Annotated in this window: 12 protein-coding genes; 11 read left to right on the top strand and 1 reads right to left on the bottom strand. The window is 69.2% G+C overall.

Features of this window, described 5'->3' with window-relative positions:
- The first annotated feature begins 15 nt into the window (after positions 1–15).
- A complete protein-coding gene (gene clpX / locus OG788_RS17230) occupies positions 16–1302 on the top strand; it encodes an ATP-dependent Clp protease ATP-binding subunit ClpX (protein WP_266758728.1) in 1287 nt (428 codons plus the stop codon).
- Between the two features lie 294 nt (positions 1303–1596).
- Here clpX and OG788_RS17225 read toward each other — a convergent pair whose 3' ends face one another.
- Positions 1597–2559 carry a hypothetical protein gene (locus tag OG788_RS17225; RefSeq protein ID WP_351548209.1) on the bottom strand — a complete coding sequence of 321 codons (963 nt, stop codon included), beginning with the start codon at positions 2557–2559 and terminating at the stop codon, positions 1597–1599.
- A gap of 136 nt (positions 2560–2695) precedes the next feature.
- Between OG788_RS17225 and OG788_RS17220 the strand changes: the two genes are divergently transcribed.
- From OG788_RS17220 to OG788_RS17175, 10 genes are all read left to right on the top strand, one after another.
- Entirely contained in the window at positions 2696–5347 is a 2652-nt protein-coding gene (locus OG788_RS17220) for a valine--tRNA ligase (protein ID WP_351548212.1), read from the top strand.
- A gap of 340 nt (positions 5348–5687) precedes the next feature.
- Positions 5688–7223, top strand: a complete 1536-nt coding sequence (locus OG788_RS17215) for a bifunctional folylpolyglutamate synthase/dihydrofolate synthase (RefSeq protein ID WP_406371808.1) — start codon at positions 5688–5690, stop codon at positions 7221–7223.
- A 5-nt stretch (positions 7224–7228) separates the two neighbouring features.
- On the top strand, positions 7229–7594 hold the full coding sequence (locus OG788_RS17210; RefSeq protein WP_351548218.1) for a DUF4233 domain-containing protein: 366 nt from the start codon (positions 7229–7231) through the stop codon (positions 7592–7594).
- A gap of 254 nt (positions 7595–7848) precedes the next feature.
- Positions 7849–8262, top strand: coding sequence for a nucleoside-diphosphate kinase (gene ndk / locus OG788_RS17205; protein ID WP_059205347.1), 414 nt, complete (start codon positions 7849–7851; stop codon positions 8260–8262).
- Positions 8263–8688: 426 nt separating this feature from the next.
- Positions 8689–9708 (top strand): rod shape-determining protein, encoded by a 1020-nt coding sequence (locus OG788_RS17200; protein ID WP_351548224.1) that lies wholly within the window; start codon positions 8689–8691, stop codon positions 9706–9708.
- A gap of 222 nt (positions 9709–9930) precedes the next feature.
- Positions 9931–10869 (top strand): rod shape-determining protein MreC, encoded by a 939-nt coding sequence (gene mreC, locus OG788_RS17195; RefSeq protein WP_406371805.1) that lies wholly within the window; start codon positions 9931–9933, stop codon positions 10867–10869.
- A gap of 18 nt (positions 10870–10887) precedes the next feature.
- A complete protein-coding gene (mreD, locus tag OG788_RS17190; protein ID WP_351548232.1) occupies positions 10888–11559 on the top strand; it encodes a rod shape-determining protein MreD in 672 nt (223 codons plus the stop codon).
- 140 nt (positions 11560–11699) lie between these two features.
- Positions 11700–13958, top strand: coding sequence for a penicillin-binding protein 2 (mrdA, locus tag OG788_RS17185; protein WP_356752644.1), 2259 nt, complete (start codon positions 11700–11702; stop codon positions 13956–13958).
- Between the two features lie 34 nt (positions 13959–13992).
- On the top strand, positions 13993–15192 hold the full coding sequence (rodA, locus tag OG788_RS17180; protein WP_351548240.1) for a rod shape-determining protein RodA: 1200 nt from the start codon (positions 13993–13995) through the stop codon (positions 15190–15192).
- A gap of 127 nt (positions 15193–15319) precedes the next feature.
- Positions 15320–16831, top strand: a complete 1512-nt coding sequence (locus tag OG788_RS17175; protein ID WP_406371803.1) for a CHAD domain-containing protein — start codon at positions 15320–15322, stop codon at positions 16829–16831.
- The last annotated feature ends 269 nt before the right edge of the window (positions 16832–17100 follow it).

Below are 17100 nucleotides of genomic sequence, written 5' to 3'. Positions count from 1 at the left end.
AAGGGGAAGCACACCGTGGCACGCATCGGTGACGGCGGCGATCTGCTCAAGTGCTCGTTCTGTGGCAAGAGCCAGAAGCAGGTCAAGAAGCTCATCGCAGGCCCCGGTGTGTACATCTGCGACGAGTGCATCGATCTCTGCAACGAGATCATCGAGGAAGAACTCGCGGAGACGAGCGAGGTGCGCTGGGAGGAACTCCCCAAGCCCCGCGAGATCTACGAGTTCCTCGAGGGGTACGTGGTCGGTCAGGAGTCGGCCAAGAAGGCCCTCTCGGTCGCGGTGTACAACCACTACAAGCGGGTCCAGGCCGGTGAGAACAGCGCGGGCCAGAACCGCGAGGACGCCATCGAGTTGGCGAAGTCCAACATCCTCCTGCTGGGCCCCACGGGTTCCGGCAAGACGCTCCTCGCCCAGACTCTCGCGCGCATGCTGAACGTTCCGTTCGCCATCGCCGACGCGACGGCGCTGACGGAGGCGGGATACGTCGGCGAGGACGTCGAGAACATCCTGCTGAAGCTGATCCAGGCCGCCGACTACGACGTCAAGAAGGCCGAGACCGGGATCATCTACATCGACGAGATCGACAAGGTCGCCCGTAAGAGCGAAAACCCGTCGATCACGCGCGATGTGTCCGGCGAGGGCGTGCAGCAGGCTCTCCTGAAGATCCTCGAGGGCACGACGGCCTCGGTGCCGCCCCAGGGCGGACGCAAGCACCCGCACCAGGAGTTCATCCAGATCGACACGACGAACGTCCTGTTCATCGTGGGCGGTGCCTTCTCGGGCCTGGAGAAGCTCATCGAGTCCCGGGCCGGCGCGAAGGGCATCGGCTTCGGCGCGACGATCCGCTCGAAGCGCGAGCTGGAGTCGAAGGACCAGTTCGAGGACGTCATGCCGGAGGACCTGGTCAAGTTCGGCATGATCCCCGAGTTCATCGGCCGTCTCCCGGTGATCACCTCGGTCCACAACCTGGACCGCGAGGCCCTCCTCCAGATCCTGGTCGAGCCGCGCAACGCCCTGGTGAAGCAGTACCAGCGCCTCTTCGAACTCGACGGCGTGGAGCTGGACTTCGAGCGAGAGGCCCTTGAGGCCATCGCCGACCAGGCCATCCTCCGCCAGACCGGCGCCCGAGGCCTGCGCGCCATCATGGAGGAAGTCCTCCAGGCCGTGATGTACGAGGTTCCGTCCCGCAAGGACGTCGCCCGCGTGGTCATCACCGCCGACGTGGTCCTGAGGAACGTCAACCCGACCCTGATCCCGCGCGACGCACGGGGCCGGGGCCCGGGGGAGCAGAAGACGGCGTAGCAGATGTAGGAGACACCGCGTGATCGAGGGGCGCCCGGCGAGAACTTCGCCGGGCGCCCCTCGTGTGCGTCCGCCCCGTCCGGCGCGAGCGTTCACGCCGTCCGCTCGGGCGTAGGGAACCCGGTGGTGTCGCGGAACCGCAGGGTCTCGCCGACTCGCGTGTCCGTCGCCCGAGTTGCGTGTGACCTGCCTCATGGCTTCGCCCGGCCGGCGTCCTGGGGGACACGCGAGCGAAACGAGAAGAGGCGCCAAGCCAGGTGGTGCGGCTCGGCGCCTCGTTCGGCGTACGAAGTGCTACGACTTGACGCGGACTTCCTTACGGAACTTGGCCGTGAGGTCGGCCGCCTCGCTCAGGTCGGGGCTCTTGCCCGTCATGGCGGCGGCCAGGTCGACGTCGATGATGACGCCCAGGGTGCTGTGGTCACCCCAGATGCACACCGGCATGTGGATCTCGCTCGGGCCGCTGCCGGACGAGTCGGAGTCCTTGACCGTGGTCTCCTGGCACTTGAGCACCGCGCCGTCGAGTCCGCTCGGCGTGTAGGCCTTCGGGCTGCCGACGACCTCGCCGTCGCCGTCCTTGGTGGCGCCCTTCTTCATCTCGGCGAACATTCCGTCGACAACCGCCTCGGGGTCGTCGATGTCGCCGTACACGCCCATGAAGTTGATCATCTTCAGGGCCAGCGGGTTGTCCTTGTCCCCGGACTGGTATCCCGCGTGCACGTCCTTGGCGTTCTTCACGCCGTGCTTCTCGGCGTCCTTGACGTCGCTCTCGTCGAAGCCGCCGCTGTCCGCGTCGCTCGACTTCTTGTACTCGCCGCCGAGGACCGTCGCCGGCGTCGTCAGCTTGTGCGGGCCGTCGTCCGCGACGTCGGAGCTGCCGCCGCTGTTTCCGGCGAAGAGGAGGTAGCCGCCCACCGCGATCGCCGCCACCACGGCGACGGCGCCGATTATCAGGCCCGTCTTCTTCTTGCCGCCCGACGGCTCGGGCGGCATCGGGACGGTGCCGTAGGGGGGCTGCTGGCCGTACGGGGGCTGCTGACCGTAGGCGGGCTGCTGGCCGTACGGAGGGGTCGGCGGCTGGGCGCCCTGGGGAGCCTGCGGGGGGTAGCCGTAGCCGGGCTGCGCGGGGGGAGCCTGCTGCGGGTAACCGTAGCCGGGCTGAGGGGCCTGCGGCTGCTGGCCGTAGGGGCCCGGCTGACCGTGCGGTCCGGGCTGCTGGGGCTGCCCGCCGTACGGGCCCGGCTGGTTGTAGCTCATTCCTGGGTTCCCCTCCAAATGCTTATGTGTTCCGAACATCCTGACGCACAGGTCAGTCGCCCAAGTCCGCGGGGGCCGCACCGTTACGAAGTAATCGCGTTTCGGGACAGGGGCGTGACGCCTCTAAACTGACCCCGTGACCGAAAACGCTCAGCAGCAGCCATCAGAGCCCAACACCGAACTGCCGACCCAGTACGCGCCGGCCGATGTAGAGGGGCCGCTGTACGAGCGCTGGGTAGAGCGCGGTTACTTCGAGGCGGACGCGAAGAGCGACAAGCCTCCGTTCACGGTCGTCATCCCGCCGCCGAACGTCACGGGAAGCCTCCACCTCGGACACGCCTTCGAGCACACCCTCATCGACGCCCTCACGCGCCGTAAGCGCATGCAGGGTTTCGAGACGCTGTGGCAGCCCGGCATGGACCACGCCGGCATCGCCACGCAGAACGTCGTGGAGCGGGAGCTCGGCAAGGAGGGCAAGTCGCGGCACGACCTCGGCCGGGAGGCGTTCGTCGAGCGCGTCTGGCAGTGGAAGGCCGAGTCCGGCGGGCAGATCTCCGGCCAGATGCGCCGCCTCGGCGACGGCGTCGCCTGGTCGCGTGAGCGCTTCACCATGGACGAGGGGCTGTCCCAGTCCGTCCAGACCATCTTCAAGAAGCTCTACGACGACGAGCTGATCTACCGCGCCGAGCGCATCATCAACTGGTGCCCGCGCTGCCTCACCGCCATCTCGGACATCGAGGTCGAGTACCAGGACGACGACGGCGAGCTGGTCTCCATGAAGTACGGGGAGGGGGACGACTCCATCGTCGTCGCCACCACCCGTGCCGAGACCATGCTCGGTGACACGGCCGTCGCGGTTCACCCGAGCGACGAGCGGTACAAGCACCTCATCGGCAAGCTCATCAGGCTGCCGCTGACCGAGCGTTCCATCCCGGTCGTCGCGGACGAGCACGTCGACCCCGAGTTCGGCACCGGCGCGGTCAAGGTGACGCCCGCCCACGACCCGAACGACTTCGAGATCGGGCAGCGCCACAATCTGCCCAACATCGCCGTCATGGACGAGCACGCGGTCATCACCGTCCCGGGTCCCTTCCAGGGCCTGGACCGTCTCGAGGCCCGTTCCGCCATCGTCGGCGCCCTGCGCGCCGAAGGCCGGATCGTCGCCGAGAAGCGGCCGTACAGCCACTCCGTGGGCCACTGCTCGCGCTGCAAGACCACCATCGAGCCGCGGCTGTCCATGCAGTGGTGGGTCAAGGTCGGTCCGCTGGCGAAGGCCGCGGGCGACGCGGTCCGTGACGGCCGCGTCAAGATCCACCCGCAGGAGATGGAGAAGCGGTACTTCGACTGGGTCGACAACCTCCACGACTGGTGCATCTCGCGGCAGTTGTGGTGGGGCCACCGGATCCCGGTCTGGTACGGGCCGAACGGCGAGATCGTCTGTGTCGGTCCCGACGACGAGGCGCCGACGGGCGAGGGCTGGCACCAGGACACCGACGTCCTCGACACCTGGTTCTCCTCCGGCCTGTGGCCGTTCTCCACGCTCGGCTGGCCCGAACAGACCGAGAGCCTCGCGAAGTTCTACCCGAACTCCGTCCTGGTCACCGGCTACGACATCCTCTTCTTCTGGGTCGCCCGGATGATGATGTTCGGCCTGTACGCGATGGACGGCACCCCGCCGTTCCACACCATCGCCCTGCACGGCATGGTCCGCGACCAGTTCGGCAAGAAGATGTCCAAGTCCTTCGGGAACGCGGTCAATCCGCTGGACTGGATGGACAAGTACGGCAGTGACGCGCTGCGGTTCACGCTCGCGCGCGGTGCCAACCCCGGTGTCGACGTGCCGATCGGCGAGGACTGGGTCCAGGGCTCGCGCAACTTCGCGAACAAGATCTGGAACGCCACCCGCTTCGCGCTGATGAACGGCGCGACGGTCGAGGGTGAACTCCCGCCCGCCGAGGAGCTGTCGGCCACCGACCGCTGGATCCTGTCCCGGCTGAACGCGACGGTCGCCGAAGTCGACGCCCTGTACGACGACTTCCAGTTCGCCAAGCTGTCGGACGCCCTGTTCCACTTCGCGTGGGACGAGGTCTTCGACTGGTACGTCGAGCTCTCCAAGACGACGTTCATGGCGGGCGGCGAGCCCGCGAAGGTCTCCGGCCGGGTCCTCGGCGAGGTCCTGGACGTGACCCTGCGCCTCCTGCACCCGATCGTCCCGTTCGTGACGGAGACCCTCTGGACCACCCTCACGGGCGGCGAGTCGGTCGTCATCGCGGAGTGGCCGAAGGCCGTGTCCGTTCCGGGTGCCGAGGCGGCGGGCGGCTTCCGCGACACCGCCGCCGAGCAGGAGATCGAGAAGCTCCAGCAGGTCATCACGGAGGTCCGCCGCTTCCGTGCCGACCAGGGCCTCCAGCCGGGCCAGCGGGTCCCGGCCCGGCTGACCCTCGACGGGACCGCGCTGGCCCCGCACGAGGCGGCCATCCGTCAGCTGCTGCGTCTCCAGCCGGAGGGCGAGAGCTTCTCGGCCACGGCGACGCTGCCGGTGGCGGGTGCCACGGTCGCGCTCGACCTGTCGGGCACGATCGACTTCGTCGCGGAGCGCAAGCGTCTGGCCAAGGACCTCGCCGCCGCCGAGAAGGAGAAGGCCCAGGCGAACGGCAAGCTCGGCAACGAGGCGTTCCTCGCCAAGGCGCCGGACAACGTCGTGGACAAGATCCGCGGACGGCTCGCCAAGGCGGACGAGGACATCGCCCGCATCCAGGCGCAGCTGGAGCGCCTGCCCGAGGCGTAGCGGCTCGCCCCTGCCCAAGCCCAGGCGAAGGCCCCCCGGACCGAACGGTCCGGGGGGCCTTCCGCCGTACCCGGCCGGACTTTCTCCGCCCCCTCCGCCCCTTCCCGTCCCTGGGGCTGCGCCCCCAGACCCCCGCTTCGGCCTGACGGCCTCGTCCTCGATCGCCGGACGGGCCAAGACTTTCCAGCGCAGGGCGGGCCAAAATCAGCCCCTCCGGCGATTGAGGAGCGGGGGGTCGGGGGCAGCGCCCCCGTTACGGGACGGGTAGGGGCGGAGGGGGCGAAAAACCCCACACGGCCCCACACGCCCCCACACCCCGCCGCCTCCGTAGACTGGCCCCGTGAGTGACCTCCCCCCGCACGACAGCAGCGCGTCCGACGACTCGGAGCGTGATCCGCTCGGTCTCTTCGAGGAGATCGTCGAGGCCGAGACCGACCGCGACCCCGACCTCGCGGTGATCGAGGCCGGCAGCCGTACTCTGCGCACCCAGGGCAGCGGCGGCCCGCAGGCCGATGTGCCCGGGCGTCCTTCCGACCCCGAGGTCGACAAGGCGCTGCGCGAGGTGGAGGCCGAGCTCGCCACCCGCTGGGGCGAGACCAAGCTGGAGCCGTCCGTCAGCCGGATCGCGGCCCTGGTGGACGTCCTGGGGGAGCCGCAGCGCGCGTACCCCTCGATCCACATCACGGGCACGAACGGCAAGACCTCCACCGCCCGCATGATCGAGGCGCTGCTGAGCGCCTTCGACCTGCGCACCGGCCGCTACACCAGCCCCCACGTGCAGTCGATCACCGAGCGGATCAGCCTGGACGGGGCGCCGATCCCCGCAGAGCGGTTCGTCGAGACGTACAACGACATCAAGCCCTACGTCGAGATGATCGACGGGCAGCAGGAGTACCGGCTGTCGTTCTTCGAGGTGCTCACCGGCATGGCGTACGCCGCCTTCGCCGACGCGCCCGTGGACGTCGCCGTCGTCGAGGTCGGCATGGGCGGGAGTTGGGACGCCACCAACGTGATCGACGGGGACGTCGCCGTCGTGACCCCCATCGATCTCGACCACACCGACCGGCTCGGCGAGACACCCGGCGAGATCGCCGTCGAGAAGGCGGGAATCGTCAAGCAGGACGCCACCGTCATCCTGGCGCAGCAGCCGGTCGACGCGGCCCAGGTGCTGCTGAAGAAGGCCGTCGAGGTCGACGCGACCGTGGCCCGCGAGGGACTCGAATTCGGTGTCGTCGGGCGCCAGGTCGCCGTCGGCGGGCAGCTGCTCACGCTGCGCGGTCTCGGCGGGGAGTACGAAGAGGTGTTCCTGCCGCTGCACGGCGCCTACCAGGCCCACAACGCCGCCGTGGCGCTCGCCGCGGTCGAGGCGTTCTTCGGGGTCGGCTCGGCGCACGCCCAGCGGCTCGACATCGACACCGTGCGCAAGGCGTTCGCCACGGTCACCTCGCCGGGTCGCCTGGAGATCGTGCGGCGGTCGCCGACCGTCGTGCTCGACGCCGCGCACAACCCGGCGGGCGCCCGCGCCACCGCCGAGGCGGTGAGCGAGGTGTTCGACTTCAGCCGGCTGATCGGGGTCGTCGGCGCGAGCGGCGACAAGAACGTACGGGGGCTGCTCGAAGCCTTCGAGCCGATCTTCGCCGAGGTCGTCGTCACGCAGAACTCCAGCCATCGCGCGATGGACGCGGACGAACTGGCCGGGATCGCCGTCGAGGTCTTCGGCGAGGACCGGGTGCAGGTCGAACCGCGGCTCGACGACGCGCTGGAGGCCGCGATCACGCTCGCCGAGGAAGAGGGCGAGTACGCGGGCGGCGGCGTGCTGGTCACCGGATCCGTCATCACGGTCGGCGAGGTCCGACTGCTCCTGGGGAGGGGCTGACTCTCGTGCGTACGCTCTGTGCTTCGACACTGATCGGCGAGTTCTTCGTCATCGGCTTCGCCGGACTCGTCGCCATGAAGGAACCCGATCTGTCCACGGCCACGGTCTGGACGGTCTGCGGGGTCCTGATGGCGCTGAGCGTGCTGCTGTGCGGCATGATCACGCGGCCCGGCGGTGTCCAGCTCGGCTGGGCGCTGCAGATCCTGCTCATCGCCGGCGGCTTCGTCGTCCCGTCGATGTTCGTCCTGGGCGCGGCCTTCGCCGCCCTGTGGTGGGCGTCGGTCCACTACGGCCGGAAGATCGACGAGGCGAAGGCCAGGTTCGCCGCGCAGGCCCAGCCGCAGACCGAAGCGGGCGGCACCCCGGCGTGACCTCGCCGGGGCGGTGGCCTTCGGCGTGACCCCACCGGGTCGGCGACCCCCGGCGTGACCCCACCGGGTCGGTGACCCTCGGCGTGACCGCGCCGGGGCGGTGCCTCGCTGCGGGCCGGTGGTGGTGGTGAAGGCGCGGGCCGGTCGTGGTGGTGAGGGCGCGGGCCCGTATCACCTGACGCTGTGTGACAGCCACCCGGACACGCCCTGTAGCCTCGGTCTTCCGCACCAGTGTGACCCGAAGGAGCCATCCCGTGAGCCAGCGCACCCTCGTCCTTCTCAAGCCCGACGCCGTCCGTCGCGGCCTGACCGGCGAGATCATCAGCCGTATCGAGCGCAAGGCCGGCTGGCAGATCACCGCGCTGGAGCTGCGGACGCTGGACCAGGACACGCTGGAGCAGCACTACGGCGAGCACAAGGGCAAGCCCTTCTACGAGCCGCTGGTGGAGTTCATGGCCTCCGGCCCGGTCGTGGCGCTGATCGTCGAGGGCGAGCGGGTCATCGAGGGCGTGCGCGCCCTCGCCGGCCCCACCGACCCGATCGCCGCCGCCCCCGGTTCCATCCGCGGTGACTTCGGCGTGATCGTCCGCGAGAACCTGATCCACGCCTCGGACTCCGAGGAGTCCGCCGAGCGCGAGGTGAAGATCTTCTTCCCCGGCCGCGCCTGAGCGTACGGACGCCGCGTCCGCGCGCACGGAGGGTCACCCCCTGGCGTACGGACGGTCGCGTCCGGGGTTCCGGGCGGCCTCGGCGGGGCCGTCCGGACGATCTTCCGGGCGCGCCGGGTGCCACGTTTTGAAGAAATTTTCTGAGACTGCGTCAGCGCTGCTCGGACAGCCTGACCTGGGGCGGCCGTGAAAAATCCGGCCGTCCCGTGGCATATGCGTGCTGATCGGGGGAACGCGTGCCCCCGATGGCCCGTCTCCACAAGCGAGTCGGCTCGTCATCTGCTGACAATGGCGAAGACCCTCGCGCAGTGTTCGGGCAGGCGCGTCTACGATGGAAGCCTTCACCTCACTGCACCCACCTCGCCGTCCTAAAAAGCCGTCAAAGCTCCACTTGGGAAGGCCAGACGAATCCTGATGGGGAACTCAATGTCGTTCATCGGCCGTGACATGGCTGTCGACCTCGGGACCGCCAACACGCTGGTGTACGTCAGGGGTCGCGGGATCGTACTCAACGAGCCGTCCGTCGTCGCGATCAACACCAACACCGGCGGGATCCTCGCGGTCGGCGTGGAAGCGAAGAAGATGATCGGGCGGACCCCCGGCAACATCGTTGCCGTGCGTCCGCTGAGGGACGGTGTCATCGCCGACTTCGAGATCACCGAGCGCATGCTCCGCTACTTCATTCTGAAGATCCACAAGCGGCGCTACCTCGCCCGCCCCCGTGTCGTCGTCTGTGTGCCCTCCGGCATCACGGGCGTCGAGCGCCGTGCCGTCATCGAGGCGTCGTCCCAGGCCGGCGCCCGCCAGGTGCACATCATCGAGGAGCCCATGGCCGCGGCCATCGGCGCCGGCCTGCCGGTCCACGAGGCCACGGGCAACATGGTGGTGGACATCGGCGGCGGCACCACGGAGGTCGCGGTCATCTCGCTCGGCGGCATCGTCACCGCGCAGTCCATCCGCGTCGCGGGCGACGAGCTGGACAACGCGATCATCCAGCACATCAAGAAGGAGTACAGCCTCCTTCTCGGTGAGCGGACGGCCGAACAGATCAAGATCACGATCGGTTCGGCGTACGACCTCGACACTGACGAGCACACCGAAATCCGTGGCCGGGACCTGGTTTCCGGACTGCCCAAGACGGTCGTCATCTCCGCGGCGGAGGTCCGCAAGGCGATCGAGGAGCCGGTCAACGCGATCATCGACGCCGTGAAGACGACGCTCGACAAGTGTCCGCCCGAGCTCTCCGGTGACGTGATGGACCGCGGAATCGTTCTGACCGGCGGTGGAGCCCTGCTCCGCGGCCTCGACGAGCGACTGCGCCGCGAGACCGGCATGCCGATCCATATCGCCGAGGACCCGCTGGACAGCGTGGCGCTCGGCTCCGGCAAGTGCGTCGAGGAGTTCGAGGCGCTCCAGCAGGTTCTGGACGCCCAGCCCCGCAGATGAGGTAACACTTCGATTCCGCCGTACGAGATCATCCCTTCTCGTACGGCGGATCGTTGGTATGGAGGCATAAACTCTCGCGACAAAGAGTCATAACCTCGCCCATAACACCCACCCGTCACGCACCCCCACCTCATCCCAGCCTCATCGCACCGTGGGCATCGGTTTCGCCCAGGGTGCGCCCCTGTTGACCCACTTACAACGAGGAAGGCACGGCCGCCGCACGTGAGGGACACACGAGAGAGCCGGCTGCTCCTGGTGCTGCTGATCGCCATCGCGTTCGCACTGATCACGGTGGACATCCGCGGCGGGCAGGACTCACCGGTCGACGGTGCCCGCCAGGCCGCCGCGACGGTCTTCGGCCCGATCGAGAACGGGGTGTCGTCCGCGGTCGACCCCGTCGGCAACGCCATCTCCGCGGTCCGCGACTCGAGCACACGCCACGATCGCGTCGCCCAACTGGAGCACGACAACGCGGCGTTGAAGGCGAAACTCGGCAGCGACGACCGCAACCGCAGCCGCCTCAAGCAGCTCGACAAGATGATCAAGGTGGCGGGCGAGGGCCAGTACGGGATCAAGGGCGCCGAAGTGATCGCCATAGGGGCGGCGCAGGGCTTCTCCTGGACCGTCACCATCGACGTGGGCGCGCACGACGGCATCAAGCGTGACATGACCGTCCTGAACGGCGCCGGGCTGGTCGGCCGGGTCACCACCGTCGGCCCGGACACCGCGACCGTGCTGCTCGCCAACGACCCCGACTTCACCGTCGGCACCCGCATGGAGTCGACCGACGAACTCGGCTTCGCCTCCGGGCAGGGCGACCGCCCGCTGCGCGTCGAACTCCTCAACGCCAAGGCGAAGATCAAGAAGGGCGACCGGCTGGTCACCTTCGGCTCGCAGGCCGACAAGCCGTTCGTGCCCGGCGTGCCCGTCGGTGTCGTCTCCCGTGTCGACCCGTCCGGCGGCGACCTGACCCGCACGATCTACGTCAGGCCGTACGTCTCGTTCACCAAACTCGACATCGTCGGCGTCGTCGTCGCGGCTCCCAAGAGCGATCCGCGCGACACCGTACTGCCGCCGAAACCCAGACCCACGCCCACGCCGACGGTGACCGTGACGGTCACCCCCTCGGCGAACGCGCCCGTCGACGGCCAGCAGCAGTAGCAGGAGGAGCCGAATCCCATGCGTTTCAACAGGATGCTGCTCTCCGTCACCCTGGTGGTCGTCGCCCTGGTGATCCAGGTGAGCGTGCTTGCCCGACTTCATCTCCCGGGCGCCGTCCCGGACCTCGTGCTCCTGACGGTGCTCGCGTTCGCCATGGTCTACGGCCATGTCGGCGGCGCGCTCATCGGCTTCGGCGCGGGGCTGCTCTCCGACCTCGCCCCGCCCGCCGACCACGCCGCCGGGCGCTTCGCCCTCGTGCTCTGCGTCATCGGCTATCTCGCGGGCCTGGTCAAGCCGGAGAACGGCCGGCTCAAGTCGGCCACCGGACCCATGATCGTGGTCGTCGCCGCCGCGATCGGCTCCACCCTGCTGTACGCGAGTGTCGGCGCCCTCGTCGGCGACACCGCCGCCCGTCATGTCGGGCTCGGCAGCCTGCTGTTCACGGCCGCCCTCTACGACCTGCTGCTCGCGCCGTTCGTCGTCCCGGTGCTGATGGCACTGGCCCGGCGCGCCGAGAACGATCCGCTCGCCGAGGGCGGTTCGGCGTCCAAGGCGGCCGACGTCTCCACGGGCTGGCTGTCCTCCGGTACCGGGCTGCGCATCGGCAGCCAGCGCGGCGGACTGCGCGTGAAGGCGGCCAAGGCACGGGTCGCCCGCGCCGGACGCATCAAGGGGGTCAAACGGCTGTGACGACAGCGAAGAGGGCCGCCCGGCGCACACCTCAAGCGCCGCACGGGTCACGGAACTTGACCGGCCGGGGTGTCGCCGCGCACAGGTTCGCCGTGTACTCGTATGTCTCGTACACACACTGAGAGGGGGAGGCAGCAGCAGTGACCAATATCCCCGAGACCGGTCGGACCCCACGGGTCCAGATCCGACTCGTCGTCATCCAGATTCTCGTACTCTCCCTCCTGGGCACTCTCGGCGGACGCCTCTGGTACCTCCAGATCCGCAACGGCGACGAGTACGCAAAGGAAGCCTCCGGCAACCACGTCCAGCAGGTCGTCCAGCCCGCAGTACGGGGCTCGATCCTGGACGCGCGGGGCGTTCCGATCGCCGACAACGAGACCCGCCTGGTGGTCTCCGCCTCGCGCACCGACCTGCTGAAGATGCCGGACGACGGCAAGGCCGTCCTCACCAAGCTCGCCGGTGTGCTGGGCATGAAGGCCGACGACGTCATCCAGAAGGTCCGCCTCTGCGACGCCAAGACCCCGCAGCCCTGCTGGAACGGCTCGCCCTACCAGCCGATCCCCATCACCGACGAGGCCACCGCCCGCCAGGCCCTGCAGATCCGCGAGCGCTCCGAGGACTTCCCCGGCATCACCGCCGAGCCGGAGGCGATGCGCCGCTACGCGGCCCCCGGCAAGGCCAACACCGCCCAGGTGCTCGGCTACCTCTCGCCCGTCACCGACGACGAGATCACCAAAGCCAAGGACACCGACTCGCCCTACCTCCGCTCCGACCAGGTCGGCCGCTCCGGCCTGGAGCGCCAGTACGACAAGGCGCTGCGCGGCAAGGCAGGCGTCACCCGCTACGAGGTCGACAACCTCGGCCGCGTCATCGGCAAGGCCAAGAGCGACAAGGCCGAACCCGGCGCCAACCTCGTCACCAGCATCGACGCCCGCGTCCAGCGCGTGGCCGAGTACGAGCTGAACTACGCGATGGAGTTCGCCCGGACCCAGTTCGACAAGATCACCGGCGAGAACTACAAGGCCGACTCCGGCGCGGTCGTGGTGATGGAGGCCAAGACCGGCCGCGTCGTCGCCATGGCCTCCCAGCCGACGTACGACCCGAACGCCTGGGTCGGCGGCATCTCCGGCAAGGACTACACCGCGCTCACCGGCAAGAAGTCCAACTACCCGCTGCTGAACCGCGCCATACAGGGTCAGTCGGCGCCCGGTTCTACGTTCAAGGTGGTCTCCACGGCCGGCGCGGTCGAAGCCGGTTACGACTTCGACGGCCGCTACCCGTGCACCAGTTCGTACTCCGTCGGCGGCCAGGTCTTCAAGAACTTCGAGGGGGAGAGCTTCGGCCCCATCTCGCTCGGCCGGGCGCTCGAGGTCTCCTGCGACACCGTCTTCTACGGCCTCGCCGACAACGAGTGGAAGAAGGACGGCGGGATCAACCCGAAGAAGACCCCCAAGGACTACTTCTACAAGGCCGCCCACCAGTTCGGACTCGGCAAGGAGACCGGCATCGACCTCCCCAACGAGGTCACCGGTCGCGTCCCGGACCGCAAGTGGAAGGCGGACTACTGGAAGGCCAACAAGGACGCCTGGTGCAAGAGCGGTAAGAAGGGCGGCACCTACGTCCAGCAGATCGCGTACGAGAACTGCCTCGAGGGCAACAAGATGCGCGAGGGCGACTCGATCAACTACTCCATCGGACAGGGCGACACCCTCGTCACCCCGGTCCAGGAAGCCGCCATCTACTCCGCGGTCTCCAACGGAGGCACCCTGTACGCCCCGACCATCGGCAAGGCGATCGTCAGCGCCGACGGCAAGTCCGTCCAGGAGATCAAGCCGAAGGTGAACGGCAAGCTGCCGGTCAGCAAGGCGACGCTCAAGGGCATGAACGAGGCCTTCGCGGGTGTCGTCACCCGCGGTACGGCCGCCTGGAAGTTCGGCGGCTGGCCGCAGGACAAGATTCCGCTGCACGCCAAGACCGGTACCGCCGAGGTCTACGGCAAGCAGACCACGTCCTGGCTCGCCACGTACTCCAAGGAGTACACGATCATCATGACGATCTCCCAGGCCGGTACGGGTTCCGGCGCCTCGGGTGAGGCCGTGCGCAAGATCTACAACGCGCTCTACGGCGTTTCCCCGGACGGCGCCATCGACAAGAAGAAGGCCCTGCTGCCGACCCCGCAGAAGAGCCTGCCGAAGATCCAGACCGACGGCTCGATCGACTCCCCGGCCATCTCCAAGGACCCGGCCAAGGACCAGCAGGCCAGCGAGGCTCCCAAGGACGGCTCCGCAGACCAGCAGTTGCCCGCCGGCACCACTGCCTCACCCGGCACCGGCAACCGCGACACCCGTAGGCGCGCGGCCCGCCCGAAGAAGAGGCGGGGAAAGAGGATCCTGACATGACGACCGCGGCGACCAAGGTGCTGAGGTTCCTGACATGACCGGAGCCAACAACTTCTCCGTCTCCGGGTACGGACCCGAGCGCGCGGGCTGGACACGGCTGTTCGCCCGCGACTCGCTCGCCCGCCGTCTCGACTGGCCGATACTCCTGTCGGCCGTCGCGCTCTCGATGATCGGCTCGGCCCTCGTCTACTCGGCGACCCGCAACCGCACCGAGATCAACCAGGGCGACCCGTACTACTTCCTCATCCGCCACCTGATGAACACCGGCATCGGCTTCGGCCTGATGATCGGCACGATCTGGCTCGGCCACCGCACCCTGCGCACGGCCGTGCCGATCCTGTACGGCCTCTCGGTCTTCCTGATCCTCATGGTGCTGACCCCGCTGGGCGCCACCGTCAACGGCGCCCACGCGTGGATCGTCTTCGGCGGCGGCTTCTCGCTCCAGCCCTCGGAGTTCGTGAAGATCACGATCATCCTGGGCATGGCGATGCTGCTCGCGGCCCGGGTCGACGCCGGCGACAAGCCGTACCCGGACCACCGCACCGTGCTGCAGGCCCTGGGCCTCGCCGCCGTCCCGATCATGATCGTGCTGCTCATGCCCGACCTCGGCTCGGTCATGGTCATGGTGATCATCATCCTCGGCGTGCTGCTCGCCTCCGGCGCCTCCAACCGCTGGGTGTTCGGCCTGATCGGCGCGGGCGCCCTCGGAGCGATCGCCGTCTGGCAGCTGCACATCCTCGACGAGTACCAGATCAACCGCTTCGCGGCCTTCGCCAACCCCGAGCTCGACCCGGCCGGCGTCGGCTACAACACCAACCAGGCCCGGATCGCGATCGGTTCCGGCGGCCTCTTCGGCACCGGCCTCGGCCACGGCTCCCAGACGACCGGCCAGTTCGTCCCCGAGCAGCAGACGGACTTCGTCTTCACGGTCGCCGGCGAGGAACTGGGCTTCGTGGGCGCGGGCCTGATCCTGGTGCTCCTCGGCGTGATCCTGTGGCGCGCCTGCCGCATCGCCCGCGAGACGACCGAGCTGTACGGCACGATCGTCGCCGCCGGGATCATCGCCTGGTTCGCCTTCCAGTCCTTCGAGAACGTCGGCATGACCCTCGGCATCATGCCGGTCGCCGGACTACCCCTCCCGTTCGTCTCCTACGGCGGATCCTCCATGTTCGCGGTCTGGGTCGCGGTGGGTCTCCTGCAGTCGATCAGGGTGCAGCGCCCGATGTCCGCGTAGAGGAAGCCCGGGTGTCGCCCCGGAGAACGCGAGGCGACACCCGGCCCAACGGGAAAAGACGGTCCATGAGCAAGCAGGGGCCGATTGGGTACTGCCCACGGCCCGCAATCGCGTCTAGATTCGGTTCATGGCGGACACAAAGCGCGAGATCGAGCGTAAATACGAAGGTCCCGCGGCCGAGGGCGGCACCGACCTGCCGGACCTGACCGGTGTCTCCGGAGTCGCGGGCGTCGTCGACAAGGGCGTCGCCGAACTCGACGCCACCTACTACGACACCCCCGACCAGCGCCTCGCCGCCGCCTCCCTCACCCTGCGCCGCCGCACCGGAGGCGACGACGCCGGCTGGCACCTCAAACTCCCCGTCTCCGAGGGCGTACGCGACGAGATCCGCGCCCCGCTCTCCGACACCGTGCCCCGCGCACTGTCCAGCCTGGTGCGCTCCCGCGTGCGCGACGCCGAACTCGTCCCCCTCGTACGGCTGCTGTCCGCCCGCGACATCCGCCACCTCGTCGACGGCTCCGGTGCCCTGCTCGCCGAGGTCAGCCTCGACCGCGTCCGCGCCGAGCGCCTCAGCGGAGGCGAGGGCACGGCCGAATGGACCGAGATCGAGGTGGAACTCGCGGACGACGGCGACCCCGGCTTCCTCGACAAGGTCGAGAAGAAGCTCCGCAAGGCCGGTCTGAACCGCTCCGCCTCGTCCTCCAAACTGGCGAAGGCGCTCGGCGAGACCGGCAAGCGCCCCGAGAAGCCCGCCCCCGAGAAGGAGCCGGTCACGGCGGGCGATCACGTCCTCGCCTATCTCCGCGCCCAGTACGACGCCATCGTCGAGCTCGACCCGGCCGTCCGCCGCGACGTCCACGACTCCGTGCACAGCATGCGCGTCGCCACCCGCCGGATGCGCAGCACCTTCCGCTCGTACGGGAAGATCCTCGACCGCACGGTCACCGACCCCATCGGCGACGAGCTGAAGTGGCTGGCCGGCGAGCTCGGGGTCGACCGCGACCAGGAAGTCCTCACCGAGCGGCTCACCGAATCCCTCGACCGTCTGCCGCGCACCCTCCTCTCCGGCCCCGTCCGCACCCGGCTCCGCACCTGGGCGCACGCCCGCCACGGCGGCTCCCGGCGCCGCCTGATCGCCGTCCTGGACGGAAAGCGCTACCTCGCGCTGCTGACCGCGCTCGACGCGCTCATGACCGACCCGCCGCTGCTCAAGGCGGCCGCGGGCGACCCCGCGAAGGTGATCGCCAAGGCCGTCCGCAAGGACTTCACCAAGGTCTCCGACCTCGTCTCGGAGGCCCTCGACCGGCCACCGGGTGCCGACCGCGACACCGCGATGCACGAAGCCCGCAAGAAGGCCAAGCGCACCCGCTACGCCGCGGAGGCCGCCGCCCCGGCCCTGGGCGGAGGGGCCGCCGGCCTGGTCAAGTCGATGAAGTCGCTGCAGACCCTGCTCGGCGACCACCAGGACAGCGTGATGACCCGCGACGCCCTGCGGGAACTGGCGGCTCTGGCACACGCGGCGGGGGAGAGCTCGTTCACCTACGGAGTGCTGTACGGGCGCGAGGAGCAGCGCGCGGCGGCGGCCGAGGCTGCCCTGCCGGAGGTCTGGGAGGCGATCGAGGGCCAGACGTCCGTGTGACGACGGTGTGGCCGGAGGCCCGGGGCCGGGGCGACTGAGGGGCGGTGCCCGTCCGGCGGTGCGGCGGGGAGACCGGGGTGTCCGTCCTGCGGGTCGGCCTGGGGCGGCCGGCGCTGGTGTCCGTCCTGCGGACCGGCCCGAGTGGCCGGGGCTGGTGTCCGTCCGGTGAGGCTGCCGGAGAGCCGGGAGGCCGCTGAGGGCGGATGTCCGTCCGGTTCTGCCGGGGCCGGGAGGCGGCTGGGAGCGGTGTTCCTCCGGTCGTGCCGGAG

Origin of the sequence: Streptomyces sp. NBC_00647 (assembly GCF_045207245.1) — a bacterium.
Classification (GTDB): Bacteria; Actinomycetota; Actinomycetes; order Streptomycetales; family Streptomycetaceae; genus Streptomyces.
The sequence above is the reverse complement of the archived record's forward strand: the minus strand, read 5'-3'. Positions and strand labels throughout refer to the sequence as shown.

Excerpts from the sequence above, each read along its gene's own strand:
- OG788_RS17225 (WP_351548209.1), bottom strand. The coding sequence starts at position 2,559 with ATGAGCTACAACCAGCCGGGCCCGTACGGCGGGCAGCCCCAGCAGCCC.
- OG788_RS17200 (WP_351548224.1), top strand. The coding sequence starts at position 8,689 with ATGTCGTTCATCGGCCGTGACATGGCTGTCGACCTCGGGACCGCCAAC.
- mreD (WP_351548232.1), top strand. The coding sequence starts at position 10,888 with ATGCGTTTCAACAGGATGCTGCTCTCCGTCACCCTGGTGGTCGTCGCC.
- rodA (WP_351548240.1), top strand. The coding sequence starts at position 13,993 with ATGACCGGAGCCAACAACTTCTCCGTCTCCGGGTACGGACCCGAGCGC.
- OG788_RS17175 (WP_406371803.1), top strand. The coding sequence starts at position 15,320 with ATGGCGGACACAAAGCGCGAGATCGAGCGTAAATACGAAGGTCCCGCG.